Origin of the sequence: Diplocloster hominis, from assembly GCF_032380655.1 — a bacterium.
Lineage (GTDB): Bacteria > Bacillota > Clostridia > Lachnospirales > Lachnospiraceae > Diplocloster > Diplocloster hominis.
The window spans coordinates 56,160-75,787 of record NZ_JAWDIY010000002.1 but is presented as its reverse complement, the minus strand read 5'-3'; the positions used below and the strand labels follow the sequence as shown (position 1 = coordinate 75,787).

General features: G+C 48.4%; 17 protein-coding genes and 1 riboswitch. Of the genes, 1 reads left to right on the top strand and 16 read right to left on the bottom strand.

Features of this window, described 5'->3' with window-relative positions; genetic code table 11:
• Positions 1-711: 711 nt before the first annotated feature.
• From efp to ABC831_RS02125, 4 genes are all read right to left on the bottom strand, one after another.
• Entirely contained in the window at positions 712-1,269 is a 558-nt protein-coding gene (gene efp, locus ABC831_RS02140) for an elongation factor P (RefSeq protein WP_158349930.1), read from the bottom strand.
• 167 nt (positions 1,270-1,436) lie between these two features.
• Complete coding sequence (locus tag ABC831_RS02135) at positions 1,437-2,510, bottom strand: M24 family metallopeptidase (protein ID WP_343246647.1); 1,074 nt, start codon at positions 2,508-2,510, stop codon at positions 1,437-1,439.
• 53 nt (positions 2,511-2,563) lie between these two features.
• Entirely contained in the window at positions 2,564-3,079 is a 516-nt protein-coding gene (locus ABC831_RS02130) for a YqeG family HAD IIIA-type phosphatase (RefSeq protein WP_343246646.1), read from the bottom strand.
• Entirely contained in the window at positions 3,072-3,986 is a 915-nt protein-coding gene (locus tag ABC831_RS02125) for a DMT family transporter (RefSeq protein WP_343246889.1), read from the bottom strand. Before ABC831_RS02125 ends, ABC831_RS02130 begins: the two co-directional genes overlap by 8 nt.
• Before the next feature lie 309 nt (positions 3,987-4,295).
• On the opposite strand from ABC831_RS02125, the gene ABC831_RS02120 reads away from it, so the two are divergent.
• On the top strand, positions 4,296-4,502 hold the full coding sequence (locus ABC831_RS02120) for a hypothetical protein (RefSeq protein WP_343246645.1): 207 nt from the start codon (positions 4,296-4,298) through the stop codon (positions 4,500-4,502).
• Positions 4,503-4,641: 139 nt separating this feature from the next.
• Here ABC831_RS02120 and ABC831_RS02115 read toward each other — a convergent pair whose 3' ends face one another.
• The 12 genes from ABC831_RS02115 to ABC831_RS02060 all read right to left on the bottom strand — a co-directional run bounded on the left by ABC831_RS02115 (position 4,642) and on the right by ABC831_RS02060 (position 19,525).
• Complete coding sequence (locus ABC831_RS02115) at positions 4,642-5,289, bottom strand: VTC domain-containing protein (RefSeq protein WP_343246644.1); 648 nt, start codon at positions 5,287-5,289, stop codon at positions 4,642-4,644.
• Positions 5,290-5,412: 123 nt separating this feature from the next.
• Complete coding sequence (locus ABC831_RS02110) at positions 5,413-6,033, bottom strand: HAD-IA family hydrolase (RefSeq protein ID WP_343246643.1); 621 nt, start codon at positions 6,031-6,033, stop codon at positions 5,413-5,415.
• A 265-nt stretch (positions 6,034-6,298) separates the two neighbouring features.
• Positions 6,299-7,576 carry an adenylosuccinate synthase gene (locus ABC831_RS02105; RefSeq protein WP_343246642.1) on the bottom strand — a complete coding sequence of 426 codons (1,278 nt, stop codon included), beginning with the start codon at positions 7,574-7,576 and terminating at the stop codon, positions 6,299-6,301.
• Positions 7,577-8,099: 523 nt separating this feature from the next.
• Complete coding sequence (locus tag ABC831_RS02100) at positions 8,100-8,813, bottom strand: DNA alkylation repair protein (protein WP_343246641.1); 714 nt, start codon at positions 8,811-8,813, stop codon at positions 8,100-8,102.
• A 37-nt stretch (positions 8,814-8,850) separates the two neighbouring features.
• Positions 8,851-10,284: an adenylosuccinate lyase gene (purB, locus tag ABC831_RS02095; protein WP_343246640.1), complete on the bottom strand. Its 1,434-nt coding sequence runs from the start codon at positions 10,282-10,284 to the stop codon at positions 8,851-8,853.
• A 50-nt stretch (positions 10,285-10,334) separates the two neighbouring features.
• Positions 10,335-11,786 carry an amidophosphoribosyltransferase gene (gene purF, locus ABC831_RS02090; protein WP_158349941.1) on the bottom strand — a complete coding sequence of 484 codons (1,452 nt, stop codon included), beginning with the start codon at positions 11,784-11,786 and terminating at the stop codon, positions 10,335-10,337.
• Between the two features lie 15 nt (positions 11,787-11,801).
• Positions 11,802-12,506 carry a phosphoribosylaminoimidazolesuccinocarboxamide synthase gene (gene purC / locus ABC831_RS02085; RefSeq protein ID WP_343246639.1) on the bottom strand — a complete coding sequence of 235 codons (705 nt, stop codon included), beginning with the start codon at positions 12,504-12,506 and terminating at the stop codon, positions 11,802-11,804.
• A 99-nt stretch (positions 12,507-12,605) separates the two neighbouring features.
• A complete protein-coding gene (locus ABC831_RS02080; protein ID WP_343246638.1) occupies positions 12,606-13,793 on the bottom strand; it encodes a cation:proton antiporter in 1,188 nt (395 codons plus the stop codon).
• A gap of 191 nt (positions 13,794-13,984) precedes the next feature.
• Positions 13,985-14,057: riboswitch (Fluoride riboswitch) on the bottom strand.
• A gap of 131 nt (positions 14,058-14,188) precedes the next feature.
• Positions 14,189-15,472: an MFS transporter gene (locus tag ABC831_RS02075; RefSeq protein WP_343246637.1), complete on the bottom strand. Its 1,284-nt coding sequence runs from the start codon at positions 15,470-15,472 to the stop codon at positions 14,189-14,191.
• Between the two features lie 101 nt (positions 15,473-15,573).
• Positions 15,574-16,560, bottom strand: a complete 987-nt coding sequence (locus ABC831_RS02070) for an SMP-30/gluconolactonase/LRE family protein (protein WP_343246636.1) — start codon at positions 16,558-16,560, stop codon at positions 15,574-15,576.
• Between the two features lie 38 nt (positions 16,561-16,598).
• The gene (locus ABC831_RS02065) at positions 16,599-17,447 is read right to left on the bottom strand and encodes a sugar phosphate isomerase/epimerase family protein (protein WP_343246635.1); all 849 of its coding nucleotides are present in this window, start codon (positions 17,445-17,447) and stop codon (positions 16,599-16,601) included.
• Positions 17,444-19,525, bottom strand: coding sequence for a pyruvate formate lyase family protein (locus ABC831_RS02060; protein WP_343246634.1), 2,082 nt, complete (start codon positions 19,523-19,525; stop codon positions 17,444-17,446). The genes ABC831_RS02065 and ABC831_RS02060 overlap by 4 nt, the downstream gene beginning before the upstream one ends.
• Positions 19,526-19,628: the final 103 nt, after the last annotated feature.

Here is a 19,628-nt window from a genome sequence, read left to right as displayed (position 1 = left end):
TCGGCCGGACCTAAGAACGGCTAACTCCGAGAGCAGGAGAACCTCTTATTGGCAGGGCCTTGAACAAACTCGCCACAAAACGGCTCGAACAGTGTTCCAGGCCCTGCGAGGTTCTCCTGCTCTCTGCGTAAGCCGTTCTAAGGTCCGGCCTCAAGTGATTTGGCCCCACGAGAATTGCCGCCGGGTGCCGCTTGGGTACGCCCGTTCCCTCTCAGCCCTATTTTACTGCAGGCTTTTTTACATTTATAACTTATCGCCAAGAACTTGATACTTTTGATTCCGACACCGTATAACTACTGCCATGTATAACATCACAAAATTCACAGAACATGGAAAAGGGCTTTTGTTAAAGCAGGGCTGAAGGGAAGGGGCGTGCCTTTGGGTGCCGGTCGGCAAATCTCGCAGGGCCAAATCACTTGAGGCCGGGCCTTAGAACGGCTTACGCAGAAGTCGGGAGAACCTCGCAGGGCCTGGAACACTGTCCGAGCCGACCTTTGGCGAGTTTGTTCCAGGCCCTGCCAATAAGAGGTTCTCCCGCCTTCGGAGTTAGCCGTTCTTAGGTCCGGCCGAAGTGATTTGGCCCTGCGAGATTTGCCGACCGGCACCCAAAGGCACGCCCCTTCCCTTCAGCCCGGCCCTAAGTCCAGACCACGCAGGCACAAAAAAACTGTGGCAGCCATTACAGCAACCACAGTTCTGTGTTCATACCTATCAGACTCTGGAGAGATATTCTCCGGTTCTGGTGTCAATTTTGATTTTTTCGTTCTGGTCAACGAACAGCGGCACATATACCGTAGCTCCGGTTTCCACTACTGCCGGCTTCGTCGCTCCGGTAGCCGTATCTCCCTTGAATCCAGGCTCCGTATCGGTAATCTCCAGCTCTACAAACAGCGGAGGTTCGATCGCAAATACGTTTCCATTGTGGGAACATACTTTTACCATTTCATTCTCTTTTACGAACTTAAGGGAATCGCCTACAGACTCTTCGTTCAGAGCGATCTGCTCATAATTCTCCACATCCATGAAGTGGAACAGATCCCCATCGGAGTACAGATACTGCATGTCCTTTCTGTCGATTCTGGCCTGCGGAAATTTCTCGGTAGGACGGAAGGTTTTTTCTATCACACCACCGTTGATAATGTTTTTTAATTTTGTACGAACAAAAGCTGCGCCTTTTCCAGGTTTTACATGCTGAAATTCGATGATCTGAAATATATTTCCTTCAATTTCCACCGTAATACCATTTCTAAAATCACCTGCTGAAATCATCTTTGAAATTCCTCCTTCAAATACATTGGGGAACGTCCATCCCCATGTTCTCATTTAGTTTATAATAAAATATCCGATTTTTCAACTGTTTTTTCTCTGGACCAAACTTCAGCCGGATTCCGGCCATATCTCAAACTGAACTTTGCTATTCACTCAAACCTGTCTAATCAACCGATTTCTATCAATTCTTTGGGCGAATGGGTCAGATTCGTACAGCCATTTTTAGTCACGATGACGAGATCCTCGATTCTCACTCCGCCAAATCCCGGCAGATAAATCCCCGGCTCCACTGTTTCCACCATATTTTCGCAAAGCACCGTGTCATCCAGCGCGGATAACCGGGGTTCCTCATGGATAAACAGCCCGAGGCTGTGTCCTAATCCGTGTCCGAAATAGTCTCCATACCCGGCGTCCTTTATTATATCTCTGGCTATTTGATCGATCTCGCTGCCTGTCCGGCCGGCCCGAATAGTATCCAGCGCTGCCTGCTGCGCAGTAAGAACAACCTGATATATCTCCTTTTGTTTTTCTGAAGCTTTTCCGATCACCACCGTCCTGGTCATATCCGAACAGTATCCCTGATAAATACAGCCAAAATCCATGGTCAGGAACTCTCCGTCCGCTAATTCCTTATCCTGGGGAATCGCATGGGGCATCGCTGAATGGATGCCGGAAGCAGCTATGGTATCAAAGCTTAGCTTCGTCGCCCCTGCATTTTTCATGAAATATTCCAATTCAGCCGCCACCTGGAGTTCGGTCATTCCAGGCCGCAGCACCTTAAGTATGTGGCTGAATGCCGCATCTCCAATGCTTTGTGCCCTGGCGATCCGCTCCAGCTCTTCTTTTGACTTGATTACCCTCAGCTGATCCAGGGCATCCCTAAGGGGAACCCATTCTTTTGCCGGCAATTTTTGCTGATAGCGCCTGGCCTCTGCCCAGGTCATTACCTCATCCTCGAAACCAATGTTGCATACCGAGTCCTGTTTCATATACATGCCCAGGGCATCTGTGTATCCGTCTCTTCCTTTGATCTCACACACGGTAAATCGGTCGCCGCACTCCTCCTGTGCCTGTGTGGTATACCGGGAATCCGTTAAAAATATACAGGACGTATCCGACAGGTACAGGCATCCGGTATCCGCCGTACATGCGCTGATATAACGCACATTCAGAGGATTTGTCACAAGAATTGCATCCAGTTCCATTTCTCTGCGTATATCGGTAATCTGTTTTTGCCTCATAATATGCCTCCATGCGGGCGTTTTCCCGCATCTGAACACCCTTTGTTCAGACGTTAACTGACTTTATCTGTTTTTCTCAATTGCCTCTGATAGAAGTATAACACGATTTTCTCCAAATAACGCTTTAAAACAATTTGAATTTCTTCTTTTGGGTGAATCGGCTGAACCAAAATCGTGCGGAGGCCGGTTCGGTTAGCCCCATAGACATCCGTAAATATCTGGTCCCCCACGAACAGCGTATTCTTCAAATTCGTATGCATGAGTTCCATTGCTTTCTGATAATTCTTCATGGATGGCTTATGGGCATCAAAAATATAGTTGACGTGTACTGCGTCGTTGAACATTTTTACCCTCGGCTCATCATTATTGGAGAGCAGACAGCAGGAAAATCCCAGCCCTTTTAAGTGAGAAAACAGTCCGGTGGCCCGCTCATCGGCCGGTGCCCCGTGAGGAACCAGCGTATTGTCGATATCAAAAATCACTCCCCGGTAGCCTTCCCGGTAAAGCTGGTCAAAATCAATATGATAGGTGGAATCGATGTATTCTCCGGGATAAAATTGCTTAAACATATTCATTGCTCCCCACTGTTTTCTTTCTTTTAAAAAATTCTAATTTGGTCTCGGCCATAATTACCGCCGCAAAGATAAGGATACAACCTGCTGCCAATTTTAAAGTCAGCTCTTCTCCCAGAAAGATCATGGAAAATATAATTCCAAATACGGACTCCATAGACAGCAGCAGCGCAGCGGTAGATGGTTTTGTATATTTCTGTCCCACATTCTGCAGCAGAAACGCTGCCATCGTGCTCAGCAGCCCCAGATACAGCATTCCTGCAATCATGTCCGGCCGCAGGGCTCCTGCCGGGAAGCCCCCGTCCAGGACCGGCGCAAGAATCCAGGAAAATACAGCGGCGAACCCCAACTGCAGGACCGTCAGCAGAACCGGATCCTCGATTTCCGTATAGCGGTCAATAAAGACAATGTGTATCGCATAGCCGAACCCACAGATCAGCGTCAGAACATCCCCTATGTTCATGGTCATATCCCCCTGGAGGGATAAAAGCCCGATACCGGCCACCGCCATAAACGCGGCGGTCACACAGTAGCGGTCCGGTTTCTTCTTATTAAATATCCAATGCAAAAAGGGGACCAAAACAACATATATAGTCGTCAGAAACGCGTTTTTCCCCGCTGTAGTGTACTGACAGCCAATCGTCTGAAACAGATAGCTTAAGAACAAGAACAGGCCCAGGATCGCCCCGTGCCCCCACAGTTTCTTACTCAGCAGACAAAGTTTCTTATGAAAAATCAAAACCAATCCTGCCGTTGCGATGGTAAACCGAAAGGCCAGCATATAAACCGGCGGTATCACATCCAGGGAACTTTTCACGATGACAAATGCAAATCCCCAGATAATAGCGGCGGACAAAAGCCCAAAACTGGCTGCTATGCTGATCTTTTTCTCTCTATCAGACATCAATCCTCATATCTCCCTTTTATCGTTTGCGCATTTCCTCATATTCATTCCGATTAATTTCACTTGCTCTTCACACGTTTACGATTATAGCAACTATTTTTACCAAAGTAAACCATTTATTTATCCGGGGTTACAGAAGGGATATTTCTCCTTCATTATCCCAGATCCTAAAATTATCGTTGACTAGATCTCGTACTTTTCATTATAATGAGAGACAGTATTCTTCTCCTTGCTCATATACGGAAGGCCTGGAGACAAACAAATTTCACCGATCAGATATTACTCTCTGAAAAACATATGGAGGTTCTCATGGAAAAGAAAAAACGAATTCTGGCACTGGCAGGTGTAATTATTCTGTTAGCACTCTATCTGTCCACTTTGATTTTCGCTCTGATCGACAGTCCCTGGGCGGACACCTGTTTAAAAGCTGCAGTTGGAGCGACCATTCTGGTCCCAGTGTTACTGTACGGCTATATCCTCATATACCGCCTTATCAAAAAAAATCATGACAAATGATTGGGGGACATGTCCATTTCGGTTTGGGACATGTCCATTCTGATTTGGACATGTCCCAAACCGAAATGGACATGTCCCCAAACGCAAAAACCGCAGAATCAATTTTTTAGAATGATTCTGCGGTTAGTGTTATCTTAGATTATAATGCCGTCGCCAGCTCGTTCAGCTGCTCGTTACCGATATGTAATACATTGGCTATGACTCTGGGAATCTTTGTCTCTTTTTTGTAGCTGACAGCTATTTTATCTTCGCTTAAACAATCCATCATATCGATCTCTTCCGCAAACAAATCGACATTTTTGTCAAGCGCAGTACGGATATTAAGGTTAAACGTGATATAATTATTGTCTTTACATTTTCCTATCTCACGCTCATACTCCCGTACCCTGGTGGGCCTCAGATTATTGATCGTATATTGTAAATAAAAGTCTCTGCACAGGGATTTTTTGTGAGTCTTCATCCACTCTACATCACCATTTAAGATTTTCTCACATTCTTCCCTGGTCAATTTGGTGTAACTTTTGTATGTCACCTGGTTCTGCCGGCTCTTCTTTTCCAGATATAGTCTGTTCTCATCAAGATTCTTAAGACAAATACTATAAAGCGGTATTCCTTCGTCTCCTGCCAGCCTTTGGTTCTCTAGCTCCGTATTCTCAAATTTCAGTTTTCTGACCTTTACATGTTCCAGTATACCATTGGGGTTCTCTCGTTCAACCATTGCCTTCATCTGCTCGTAACCGCTGTAACCGATCATACAGCTATCTTCGTAGTACGTGGTATATTTCATGAACCAGACCTCCTGTTCTGCTCACTCTTTGTTTTGTCCTTACTGGTACTACTATTATATGCAGGAAATATGAATAGGTCGTGACAAACTTCTGAAATATTTATAAAGAATCTAATATCTTTCTTAGGAAGAAATTGATTCCGAATAAACTCCAAGTTTTTCCAGTTCTTTTACCGCCTGCCCGTGATTTTCCACCAATATGGTTTGTAAACCAAGGGCCGCAGCCGCCTCCACATTCGCAGCGCAGTCATCCAGAAATACCGCATTCTGCGGTGTAATCCTGTACTCTTCTATCAGTGCCTGATAGATCTCTTTTTCGGGCTTAATCAGCTTCACACGAAAAGACAGGATCCCTCCGTCCATCTCTTCAATGAAATCCATGGTGTGCCCCAGCAGTTCAAAAGTTTTCCGGGGAAAATTCGAAAGATAATAGACCTTGTACCCGCTATCCTTTAATGTACGTATCCATGGTATGGTGAAATCATACAGCTTTACGGACAAATCCAGATGTTCAAACACCGTACGGATCTCACTTTCATATTCGGGAGCATTGGCAACCAGCAAATCCAGCAGTTCCTCATCCGTCTTTTCACTGCGGTCCATATCCGCCCATGTGGCAGACAAAAACATGGCCTTTGCCAGGGCCTGTTTTGTATCTTCATCGAAGGGCATTCTTTCCAGACAGTTTTTCCAGCAAAAATCCACTAACACGTTTCCAATATCAAAGATCACGGTTTCTATCATTTTTGAACTCTCTCCTTTGTATCATTTTTTCTAAGTTCTTATTATATCATGATTACTGATCACGTGCTATCCTTTCAGGATGGTACTAAAAACGTACTAAAACAGATACTAAAAAACTGCCGGACCGGATAACAGACAACTGCGGCGGCGTAAAACTTCCGCAGGGCCCGGAACAGTTCTAAGCCATCCGGCTAATCTGCTCCGGGCCCTGCCGGTCCGGTATCTACACCCTTTTTGTTCCATACGGATATTATCAAAATCAACCTTATCTATATATAATGTCATCCCGGCCAGGTCCGTTGGATATCATAGTAATCGGGAAGCCCAGCTTTTTCTCAACGAATTCAATATACTTACGGCAATTCTCAGGCAGCTCCTCATATTTTTTAATTCCACGGATATCGGACTTCCATCCCGGCAATATCTCCATGACCGGTTTTGCCTTATTTAACTGTCCGGTAGTGGGGAAATCCATGGTAACCTTACCGTCGATCTCATATGCCGTGCACACCGGGATCTCATCCAGGTATCCCAGAACATCCAGCACGGTAAATGCTACATCCGTCGTTCCCTGTATCCGGCATCCATATCTGGAGGCCACAACGTCAAACCACCCCATTCTTCTGGGCCGGCCTGTAGTGGCGCCGTACTCTCCGCCGTCTCCACCGCGCCGTCTTAGTTCATCCGCTTCATCGCCGAAGATCTCACTGACAAACGCTCCCGCTCCTACCGCGCTGGAATAGGCCTTGCAGACCGTAATCACCTTTTTAATCTCATAGGGCGGAATTCCCGCGCCAATGGCCCCGTACGCAGCCAAAGTAGAGGAAGAGGTAACCATGGGATAAATTCCATGATCCGGATCTTTCAAAGAGCCCAGCTGGCCTTCCAGCAAAATTTCTTTTCCATCCTGAATCGCCTGCCACAGGTAAGCGGAAACATCACAGACATAGGGTTCTGCCATCTGCCGGTATTCCATCATCGTGTCAAATAAATCAGAAGCGTTCAGCTCCGGCTTGTGGTAAAGATTCGTCAAAAGCACATTCTTCATCTCACAGACCAGTTCCAGCTTCTCCTTAAGCGCCGCTTCATCGTCGAATAATTCACTTACCTGAAATCCGATCTTCGCATATTTATCCGAATAAAACGGAGCGATTCCCGATTTCGTAGATCCAAATGATTTACCGCCAAGGCGTTCCTCCTCATACTGGTCGAAAAGGATATGGTAAGGCATCACAATCTGGGCCCGGTCTGAGATCAGAAGTTTAGGCTTCGGCACACCGCGGCTTACAATGTCATCTAATTCTTTAAACAGAATCGGAATATTCAGCGCCACCCCATTTCCGATGATGCTGGTGGTATGATCATAGAAAACTCCGGACGGCAGGGTATGCAGCGCGAATTTTCCGTAATTGTTTACAATCGTATGACCCGCGTTGGCTCCCCCCTGGAATCTGATAATGATATCGGATTCCTTGGCAAGCATATCTGTGATCTTGCCCTTGCCTTCGTCTCCCCAGTTTGCTCCTACAACAGCCTTTACCATAGGACTTCCTCCTAACATTTGTAAAATCATCAACAAGTTACGTTTTTACCGACTTCATATTATACTACAACTCTTTTTCTACTGTAAAGAAAAAAATAATAACTCGTGAAATCTCATGAATTTGGCCAAAATTGCGGATTATCTCTGCTTTTCATTATCATAATTTTTCTATCTGTCCAGCTCTTTTTATGATTTTATCTGATTAAAGCGTTAAATTCATAAGCAACAGGTAGGAATCTTTGTGGAAATTGTATCAGTATCCGTGTATAGTCTTGTTTGTATACTGTATTTACCGCATGCTGCGGGAATATAATATCCAATATTATGACCTTTTCCCATTCTTTTATGAACTTTATTCCTTATAACTGAATTACTTATGGAGCCCTATTTTTTTTTAAAAGTGTAAATGTAACACGAGATACTTCATACCGGGGAATAAAAAACAGGCAGAGTACATTGCAATACTATACATGCCATGTACTCTGCCCATATTCATTTCAGTCATCCAGACTTCGCATTTTATCTATATTTCCTGTCCCATCTTAGAATCACGGGATATCAGTCTGCGCCGTCCTTCTGTCTGCACCAAATTTTCCAGCTCCTTTATCGCATCCCTGGCTATCCAGCTGCGGGACCTGCTGCTGCTTTTTTCCATCTCGCGGGCCGCCAGAAGTGCCTTTTCCTGATAGTCAAAGTCCGATTTACCGATCTCCCGAAGTGCCCAGGATACCGCCTTTTTGACATGCTCCCTGTCATCATCGGAGTACATTTTCACCAGTTCCAGATAATGATCCCGTTCATCCGGGGTAATCTTCTTATCATGAACGACAGCTGAAGCGATCAGGGTAAACGCCCCGCGTTTTTCATAAGTTTTGCTGCTGTTACACCATTTCTCAATCAGATCCTGATAACCTTTGATCCTAATCAGCAGATTCTTGCACAGATGATCACACAGGTCCCAGGATATCACATCCTGCATCAGCCGTTCGGCTTCACGCAGCGGCAGTGTCTTCGGATCGAATACCAAAACGGCCAGCAGCTTTGCCTCATGATATCCGGAAGCCCACAGTTCACCGGCCAGTTCATTGGACCTGCCGATTTGTTTGGCCATCTTTCTGACATCTCCTGTTGAAACGCCCAGGCTGTGCTCCTTCGGAATCCCAAGCTTCCCTACATTTGCCTTATACTTCTCAGAACTCAACCCACGTAGTTCCCGGATTATTTCTTCACATTTCATCACTTCAGCCTGCTTCCTCACTTCGTCCGTTTCTCATTTACACGTTTATCTCTGCCTTCAGTCCCAGCTGCTCTTTATATTGCTCCAGCAGCGGCTGTACCACCTGGCTTAAGAACGCTTCCACCTGTTCTTTCGCGCATCCCGTATATCTGGACGGCTCCATGGATTTTTGCAGTTCCTCCAACGACAGATTAAAGGAGGGATCAGCTGCGATCAGTTCTAACAGATTATTATCCAGCCCTTTTTCCTTCACATTCCGTCCCGCCTCCATGGAGAGGGTACGGATCTTCTCATGGAGTTCCTGCCGGTCCCCGCCGGCCTTCACCGCATCCATCATGATATTTTCCGTAGCCATGAAGGGCAGCTCCGCCAGCAGATGCTTTTCAATGACCTTCGGATACACCACCAGGCCATCCACTACGTTCAGGCACAGATCCAGGATACCGTCAACCGCCAGGAATCCTTCCGGCACAGACAGACGCTTGTTAGCGGAATCATCCAGTGTCCGCTCAAACCACTGAACCGAGGACGTCATTGCCGGATTCAGCGCGTCAGCCATCACATACCGGGACAGCGAGGCGATCCGTTCACTGCGCATGGGATTCCTTTTATAAGCCATGGCCGAAGAGCCGATTTGGGTTTTCTCAAAAGGCTCTTCCACTTCTTTCATATGCTGCAGCAGGCGGATGTCATTGGAGAACTTGTGGGCGCTGGCCGCTATCCCTGCCAGCACATTCAGGACCCGGGTATCCACCTTTCTGGAATACGTCTGGCCGGACACCGGGTAGCAGTCCCGGAAGCCTAATTTGGCCGCGATCATGGGATCCAGTTTTTCAACAGTACTGTGATCCCCGTTAAACAGCTCCAAAAAACTGGCCTGTGTACCGGTAGTGCCTTTTGATCCCAGCAGTTTAAGGGTATCGATCACATGATTCAGGTCTTCCAGATCCAGCAGGAACTCCTGCATCCAAAGCGTTGCCCGTTTTCCCACGGTCGTGGGCTGGGCCGGCTGGAAGTGGGTAAAACCAAGAGTCGGCAGCGCCCTATATTCATCCGCGAATCCGGCCAGCTCAGCGATCACATTCACCAGCTTTTTGCGCACTAACAGCAGCGCTTCTTTCATTACGATAATGTCCGTGTTGTCTCCCACATAGCATGAAGTCGCTCCCAGATGGATGATCCCCTTTGCTTTCGGACACTGCACCCCGTACGCATATACATGGGACATCACATCGTGGCGTACCACATTTTCCCGTTCCTTCGCCACCTCGTAGTTAATGTCATCCTGGTGGGCCTTTAACTCTTCTATCTGTTCATCCGTAATATTTAACCCAAGCTCCTGCTCGGTCTGGGCAAGCGCAATCCAGAGCTTCCTCCAGGTCCTGAATTTCATATCCGGTGAAAATATATACTGCATCTCTTTGCTGGCATAGCGCTCAGACAAAGGGCTTTGGTATCTGTCTGTAGACATTCGACATCCTCCTGTTTACATAACTTTATTTAATTATGAGTAATTCCCGCTTATTCCACATACTCACCGCGGATATCCTCCGTAGGCGGGTCCAGCGGATATTGACCGGTAAAGCATCCGGTACAGATGGGGCGGTCTTCCACCAGCTCAGGCAGACGCTCCACCCTTAAGTAATCCAGCGAATCCGCGCCGATCAGGTCCCGTATTTCCTCAATGGTCCGGTTATAAGCGATCAGCTGCTCTCTGGAGGGAATGTCCGTTCCAAAGTAGCACTCGTACAAAAATGGCGGTGAACTGACCCGTACATGTACCTCCGTGGCTCCTGCCTCTTTTAACATCCCCACGATCCGGTCACAGGTAGTCCCCCGGACGATGGAATCATCGATCATAATGACCCGCTTACCCTTTACCGCTTCAGACAGCACATTCAGTTTAATCCGGACACTGGATTCCCGGTTGCTCTGTTTGGGTTTTATAAAGGTACGGCCCACATATCCATTTTTCACGAAAGCCGTTCCGAACGGGATACCGGACTCCAGCGAATACCCCAGAGCCGCCGCGTTTCCCGATTCCGGCACACCCACCACCAGATCTGCTTCCACTGCGGAATCCATCGCCAGATACCTGCCTGCTAACATTCTGGAGCCATAGACACTCATTCCGTCAAAATGCGTATCCGGTCTGGCAAAATAAATATATTCAAAAATACAGCGGGCTTCCTTCGCTTTCGGCTGACAGAGGCTTACATCCGAGACAATCCCGCCGTCCGGTGTGATCGTAACGACCTCGCCCGGCAGAACATCCCGCACGAACTCAGCTCCCACCGTCTCTAAGGCGCAGGACTCGGAAGCTATGATATAAGCATGATCCCGTTTTCCAATACAAAGTGGTTTAAATCCGAACGGGTCCCTGGCGCCAATCAGCTTTCTGGGGCTCATCACTATCAGTGAATACGCTCCCTTGATCTTCTTCATGGCCCGGGTAACCGCTTCCTCGACAGACGCGCTGTGAATCCGCTCCCGCGCGATATGATAGGCGATAACCTCGGAATCGATGGTTGTCTGAAAGATCGCTCCGGTGTACTCTAACTCTCTTCGAAGTTCCGGTGCATTGATCAGGTTTCCGTTATGCGCAAGCGCAAGCGTTCCTTTGACATAATTCAAAACCAGCGGCTGGGCATTTTCCCGGGTACTGCTTCCTGCGGTAGAATACCGGACATGTCCCACACCGATATCACCCTTCATCCCCTCCAGGGCTTCATGGGTGAATACTTCATTGACCAGTCCCATTCCTTTGTAGGAACTGACTTTACCTTTGGGACCGCTGGTCTCGCTGACCGCGATACCACAGCTCTCCTGGCCCCGGTGCTGCAGGGCGAACAGCCCATAATAAATAGTGGAAGCGATGTCGTTTCCATCAAAATCATAGATCCCGAAGACACCGCATTCCTCTCTTAATTTATCGGAAATATCTGTCTGCTCGTATATACCGTTTCTTTCCATTGATTGTAATTCTCCTTACAGTCCTAACCGGCGGAACACTTCCTCATAAGCTTCTTCCACATTTCCAAGATCCCGGCGGAAACGGTCCTTGTCCAATTTCTCATGAGTCTTCGCATCCCAGAGTCTACAGGTATCCGGTGAAATTTCATCTGCAAGAATGATTTCTCCTTTATATCTACCGAATTCTACTTTGAAGTCAATCAGCTCGATATCAGCTTTGGCAAAATAATCTATCAATACCTCATTTACTTTGAAAACCAGCTCAGTGATCCGGTCGATCTCTTCCCTGGTCGCCGCACCGATCGCAATGGCATAAAAATCATTAATCATAGGATCGCCCAGCTCGTCATTCTTGTAGCTGAATTCAAGAGTAGGTGCCAGAAGCCTGGTGCCTTCTTCGATTCCCAGCTTTTTGGAAAAGCTGCCGGCTGCCACATTTCTTACAATAACTTCCAGCGGCACGATCTCCACTTTTTTAACCGCTGTCTCCCGGTCGCTTAATTCTTCAATAAAATGAGTGGGTACTCCCTCTTTTTCCAGAATCTGAAAAACATGGTTTGTCATTCGGTTATTTACCACACCTTTTCCGACAATCGTCCCCTTCTTTTCCCCGTTAAAAGCAGTTGCATCGTCCTTATAATCCACGATCAGCACATCGGAAACATCCGTGCAGTACACTTTTTTTGCCTTGCCCTCATAGAGTAAATCCGTTTTTTTCATTCCGCTTTCCACCATTTCCTCTCAAAGAATCTTTTGTTTTTAACAAGAGCATTATATACCAACGTTCTTGTAAAAGCAACTGTATTTGCAGGGGTTGGGCTAAGATGCCAAGGGACCGTTCAGGAATTTTTTATAGGTCTTGTCTATCATAAATGCTCCTATGGGGGCCGATAGGAGGATCGAAACTACCGCGACTATTAATACAATATTGCCGCAGGCGAGTCCTTTGGCCAGCGGGACACCTCCGATGGCGGCCTGCACGGTCGCTTTCGGCAGCTGCGACAACAGGCAGAAAAGGCGTTCTTTTCGGTTCAGCGGGGTTTTGATTATACATAGCCAGGTGCCGAACAGCCGGAAGGCCAGCCCGATCAATAGCATGACGACCACCATCACCCCGGCTTTTGCCGCATATTGGATATCCACCGTAGCGCCTACCAAAACGAAGAGGATTATTTCGGCAGCAACCCAGAGTTTGGAGAATTTACCGGATATGCGTTTGGCCAATAGGTCGTAACGGTTATAGATCATCATACCCATGCTCATAACAGCCAGGAGACCGGAGACGGAGACGATATGTTCCAGCAGGTTTTCTAAGGTTACGAATAAAAATGAGACGCTCAGGATAATCAGAACCTTGACAGAATCCCGCATATGAAAACTCCGGAACAACTTTACTAATACCAGTCCGGTTATTACGCCCAGCGCGATCCCAAGTATAATCGATATCGGTATCTGGACAAAATCCATAATAGAGGCGCTGCCGCCCCCGGCCAGAGATACGAGAGCGGTAAAGATCACTATTACATATACATCGTCGGCAGAAGAACCGGCGATAATCATCTGGGGGATTCCTTTGTCCGTTCCCCATCCCTCGTCTATCATTTTCGACATTTTCGGAACAATCACCGCCGGGGATACCGCCCCCATAACTGCTCCGATAATCCCCGCCTCCAGAAGCGAGATATGTAGAAGCGCCGGGCCGAAAATCAGAAAAGCGATAATTTCCAGGGTGGCAGGAACAAAGCACATCATAACTGCCGGACGGCCCACCTTTTTTAAGTCATTGATGTCCAAAGAAAGCCCGGCCTTCACCAATATTATAATCAGGGCTATTTCCCTCACTTCCGGGGAAATGGAAAGAATAGATCCATCCAACAGATCGAGTACATGGGGGCCCAGCAGGATACCCACCAACAGCATTCCCAGCAATCTGGGCAATTTCAATTTTTCAAAAACAGACCCCAGTAAAAGGCCGCACAAAAAAATTAAAGCTAAACTAAATAACATAATGAATCCTCCTAGTTTAAAGTTATGAAATCATTTATTTCGCTGTCTGATCCGCTACCCAATACAAAAGGCCGATCCCTTCCGTCACCACAGAAGTTATCGGCCTTCTACATTCAAAAGTAGATTCGTTCCCAACAGGTAATTTCTACTGCCCTTCCTTATTGACAACAAAAAAACTGATAATCTCCTGTGTCATCACAGAAGTCATCAGCTTATAGCGGTTTAGGCTTATTGCCAAGGGAGAACCTCATTCCCTATTTTTGCTATCTTAACACATGTAATAAATTTTGTCAAATTTACGGCCGTTTGGGTGTTTGGGAGGGGGCTGTCCCCGGATGCCGGACGATCTCAAGCCAACGTCCGGGGACAGGCCCCTCCCATGTTCCAGCCCCGCTTCAATCCCTCAGCGGATACAACCATGCCAAAATCACTCCCGCCAAAGCCAGTCCCCCCGGAATAAGCAAAAATATCACCTGGATCGCAGTCAGCACCTCCCCTGAAGGCGCCGCATCCGGAACATATCCGGCAAAAGACAGAATCTGGGTGCAGACAATACCCGAAACGGCCATCCCCATCTTCTGGACAAAGGACAGGATAGAAGTCATGATGCCCTGAGGCCGCTGGCCGGTAAGGCGCTCTCCATAGTCTATGGTATCGGTCAGAATGACGAATACCAGACCTGTACCGATGGAAAAGCCCAACGCGGACAGAAGGCAGAAGGTCAGATTGCCCAGCCAGTTCTGGCGGCACAGGGCAGTGCATAGGATCGATAGGAAACTCAGCCCGTTGCCGAACAGGACACACGTGCGGGCACCCCACTTTCTTTTGGCATAGGGCATGAGAAAAGCGGACAGGACGGCGGCGATCGGCGTAAAAGTAAGAAGGGCGGAGCTTAGCTCGGTCCGGCCCAGATAATATTTGGCATAGTAGACAGTGGCTTCCTGCCGGATCATCATAAAAGTCAGCTGACAGAACTGGATGGCGCAGTATAACAGCCACGGTTTATTTTTTTTGAGGGAGCTCAGTGCCTTTCGGATGTCTGGATTATTTTCCGGTCCGTCAGGCCGTATCCGTTCTTTCGTGTTGAAAAAGCAGACCAGCATAAAAACGGTAAACAGGGCAGCGAACAGCAGAGCGGTACGCAAAAATCCCTGGCGCTGGTTTCCGGCCAGGTGGGTTACGAACAGCATCGTGGTGCCGGTGACAAATACCCCTCCTATATTGGAACCCAGGCACTTGTATTTATTGAATTGCACCCGCTCCCTGGCATCCGCTGTCATCAATGACATGAGCGTCGAAAAGGGGACATTCATCACCGCGTATACCAGACAGAATGCCACATACAGCGTTCCTCCGTAGAGCCCCCCAAGGCTGGCGGACAGCTCCGGCATTCCGAAAAGCAGCACGAAAAGAACACTGACGGGCCATATCCCGAACAGGAGATATGGCCGGCAGCGTCCCATAGGGGATCGGGTCCGGTCTACGACGAATCCCATCAGCAGGCTTGCCACCGCATCTACGATACGGCCGGCTATGAGGATCCGGCTGATCACAGTCAGATCCAGGCAGGCAACATCGGAAAAATAGTACATTAAATAGGAAGAAACAAATAGAAACAGGCCATTGCTGGCGAAGTCCCCCAGGCCGTAACTGAACTTCTCCGATTGTTTTATGTTCATGCTATCAATCCTATCGCAAGTCTAATCAGTTAGGAACCAGTTCTGATACTGGCATCCATTTTAATCCGTTCCTGACGTTATCAAGTTTGAAATTCGATCTGTCAGTCTAAATCCAGTTCTGACATTGTCGCAGGCATCTCATGCTGCGTATTTACCTTTCCCTCATCGGTTACCAGATCAAAACAGGACGCCACGATCCGGCCTTCCCAGATGATCGGCTCTCCCGGCTGATCCAGACCGCCGTCCAGTCCGTCGCAGTCCGGGCTCTGGGCGATGCGCTCCACACGTCCGTCCGGATATACCTTGGCGATGGCATTGGCGGAGAAATCAGCGATATATATGTTTCCTTCCTCATCGCAGACCATCCCGTCGGTGGAGGTCAGATTTTCCGGATCTTTAGCGAATACTTCGTTAGAAGCGGCTGAGCCGTCCGGAGCAAATGTAATCCGGTGTACGGCACCGTCACCGAAGTTACCCACATACAGATTTCCATCTTTTCCGAATACGATACCGTCCGCGCCGTACTGACAGTCTTCATTGTCCGTCACAAAGGTGGTGAAAATATGAGCATCTTCCAGGGTATTGGTAATGTGGATATTTTCTTCATCCAGGCCAAAGCGGTACACACAGCTGACCAGATGGCCGCTTCTGTCCTCCACCTTACTTAACAGGCTTTGGGTAACATACATATAATTGCCCCGAATCCGGATGCCGTTGGGATGTTCCATCCCGTCCGCCACTACCTTCCAGCTTTTCACACCATCCTGATCGACGATCAGTTTTAATACCCGGCCTTTGAATGCCAGCTCTTCTTTTCCCGACCATCCCTGATTATCACAGACATACAGGTTATAGTCCGCATCAAAGGCGATTCCCATATTCCGGGCGATTCCGGTCTCAGGATGAACCGGTACGTCAAACCATTTGGTAATGTTTTTGTCTTTGTCAATCTTCACCACGCAGCCCTTAAAACTGTCATCCGCATAGTTGGGGCAGGACAGGATCAGATTCCCTTCCCGGTCGATCTCCATGCCGTCGGGTGTACACACATAGTCAGGCAGGATTGTAAATAATTTAGGTTGCTTCATAATTAAAATTACCTCCTTTAGGAACTTAACTTACATGTTTATGGAATAATCTCACTCTCTTCCGCCACCTGTGCCATCACTGCTTTTACATAAGCGCTGGCCCGGTCATATTCCTCTTCTGTCTCCATGTGCTCTACAAAAGCAGGCATATCCGGGTCCAGCCGGTCCAGTTCCCGAATCAACGCCGGATAATCCAGTATCCCATCACCGGACATCCGCTCCTCCACATAAAGGGTAAACCGCTCATCCATATACAGGTCTTTTATATGACAGCTCTTGATATAAGGCCCCAGCTTCTGTACACATTCTGCCAGGAACCCGGCATTTCGGTAGTAATTCCTGGGGCTGTACATCATATTGACAGGATCCCAGTGCACGGCCAGCGCCGGGCGGTTCACCGCGTCCAGCAGCTCCAGGTAAGTTTCGATACTGTCCGGGTAAAGCCAGGCGGAAGGCTCGAAGGTATAGAACGTCTTAACCGGTCCTACCGCGTCGATAATTTCCCGTGTGGTCCGCACGATTTCATCAAAGGCCTTCCTGGTAAAGTTCTCCGGATGAGGCCCATACCATACATCCGGGTTATAGGTGCCCGTGATATTTACACAGCATCTGGCTTCGATTTTCTCCGCCAGCAGCAGCTGCCTTTTGGCAAATTCAACCGCTTCTTTTCTGGTATGCGGGTCCGGATGCAGCGGGTTATTCCAGACCCCTACTTCACCGATGACGATATCCGCCTCTGCCGCTGCTTTTTTATATTCCCCGATCACAGCATCCGGGGCGTCAGCTTCCAGCGGGCAGATCGCGGCCCGGTACCCTTTTTCCCGGACTCTCACAGCCCATTCGTACCCGTTGGTGTATGGTTTAAATATCGCTCCGCCCAGTCTCATAATGTCAATTCCATCCGTTCTATGATATGATCCTGATACACTTCATCCAGTTCCACAAAATATCCGCTCCAGCCCCAGACCCGAACGATCAGGTTCTGGTAATCCTTTGGATGTTTTTTCGCATCCAGCAGCGTATCCTTGTTCACCGCGTTGATCTGCATCTGATGCCCGCCCATATCCAGGAAGGATTTGACCAGCATGGCTACTTTCCGGATGCTCTCCCCGTTCTTGAATACGGTATCGTGCAGTTCGATGGTCAGGGGGCCGCCGTTGGCCGTCAGCTTCAGATCCGGTTTGCTGAAGGATTTGACCAGGGACACCGGCCCCTTCAGCCGGCAGAACAGGCTCGGAGAATAGTTACAGGCGAACGCCTCCCCCGCCCGGCGTCCATCCGGGGTAGCCGGAAGATTCTCCGACTGCCAGATATAATACATGGCGGACCCGGTTCCTGCCCGATAGATACCGCCCCGCTCATTGGTAAAGCCTTCCAGCGCCCCGGCAAACCAGGACAGCAGGCGGGCAGCGATTTGATCGGGATCTTCCTCATCATTTCCCATCTTGGGTCCTTCATAGCGCAGCCGGTTCAGTAATCGCTCGTGGCCTTTGTAATCCTGCGCCAATGCATCCAGCAGCTCCTGTTTTTCCACACTCTGTTCGTCGTAGACAAACCGTTTTACAGCAGCCAGGGAATCCACTGCGGTCGACAGGCCGCTGCCATGGATACCGAAATTGTTATATTTATTTCCCAGGGAAATATCCTTCGCCTGTGAAATACATCCTTCCATCATCAAAGACATCACCGGAGACGGCTCCAGATACAGGTTTTTATATTTTGAAACCATCTGCGCACACTGTGCCCGGATCTTCCCATGCACCACCTGCATGAAGTCTTCAAACTTCGTGCAGTCCGTCAGGTGAGACAGGGATTTTACTACTATATCAGCAAAGGAGAGGCCGTCGATATTGGGAATATCCATACCTTTCCCGGGTATGATGAATTCCCAGCAGGCTGCCACCACATACTGATATGCGTCCTCCGGTTCATATCCCCAGCGCAGAAGGGCCGGTATGACCACGTCATCGTTGGAATACTGGGGAAAGCCCAGCCCCTGTTTAGTCATCCGGGTTCCCTTTTCATATAAGCTAAGCGGCGTATTCTTATGCACCCTCAGATTAATCTTCGGATCGATCAGCTTTAATTCCAGGCTGGCGTCCATACACAGATCTGACAGGAGATTATAGCAGTCGCTCCCGTCCTGGGCACAGCCGCCCAGCACCATACTCTGTCCATTGTCCCCCTGCTGCATTCCGGTGTACAGATCGCTGTCCCGGTTAAAACTGATGAAGAACTCCTCCAGCAGTTCAAATGCCTCCTCCTTGGTGAGAATCCCGTTCGCCAGATCTCTCTCCAAATACGGATACATATATTGGTCAAACCTTCCGATCGTATTATGGTAATTAAAGGTGCACCACAGACAGTAGTGAAGAAACCGGAAGAACTGAAGTGCTTCCTCAAAGCTTTGTGCCGCCTGTGCCGGAATTCTGCGGAAAGTCTCTGCAACTTTTAAGTTCCCGGCTTTCTCTGCCGCCTCCCGGTAACGGCGGGCAAATGAGAGCATCTCGTCCGTCATGCAGAGCATTGCTTCCAGATAGGTATACTCCTCCCGCTCCTTTCGTTCTTTGGCTGCCTCCCTTTTTTTCATTTCAGACCGAATTTCTTCCTGTTTTTTTAAGAGACCAGTTCCAATCACCTCAGCATAGCAGGGGTTGATATTGCAGACTTTCCCCTGCTCGTGAATATAGTGCTCCCTGCCAATCGTTTCCTGTTCTTTCGGAGTGTGTATTTCCGGCAGCGTCACTACCGTACGGATCATCGCGATCCGTTCCCAGGGATAGACTACCGGCTGCTCCTTTTCCAGTACATAGGAAAAACGCCGTACTACCCGCTCCAGATCTGAATAACCTTCCTTTTCAAATTCCCCGGCCAGCCGGAACGGATCTTCCTCCTGCCGGCGGAATGCGTGATGTTCCTTGTTCCGTATAAAATAATCCAGCTGCTTCCTGATATTTTCTGTCATAAAGTACCTCCTTTCTTCCTTCTGACTGCCTGATGTCATGGTAACTTACTATTTCCTGTCCATGGATTGGCATCTAGCCATGGGCTGGCATCTAGCCATACCC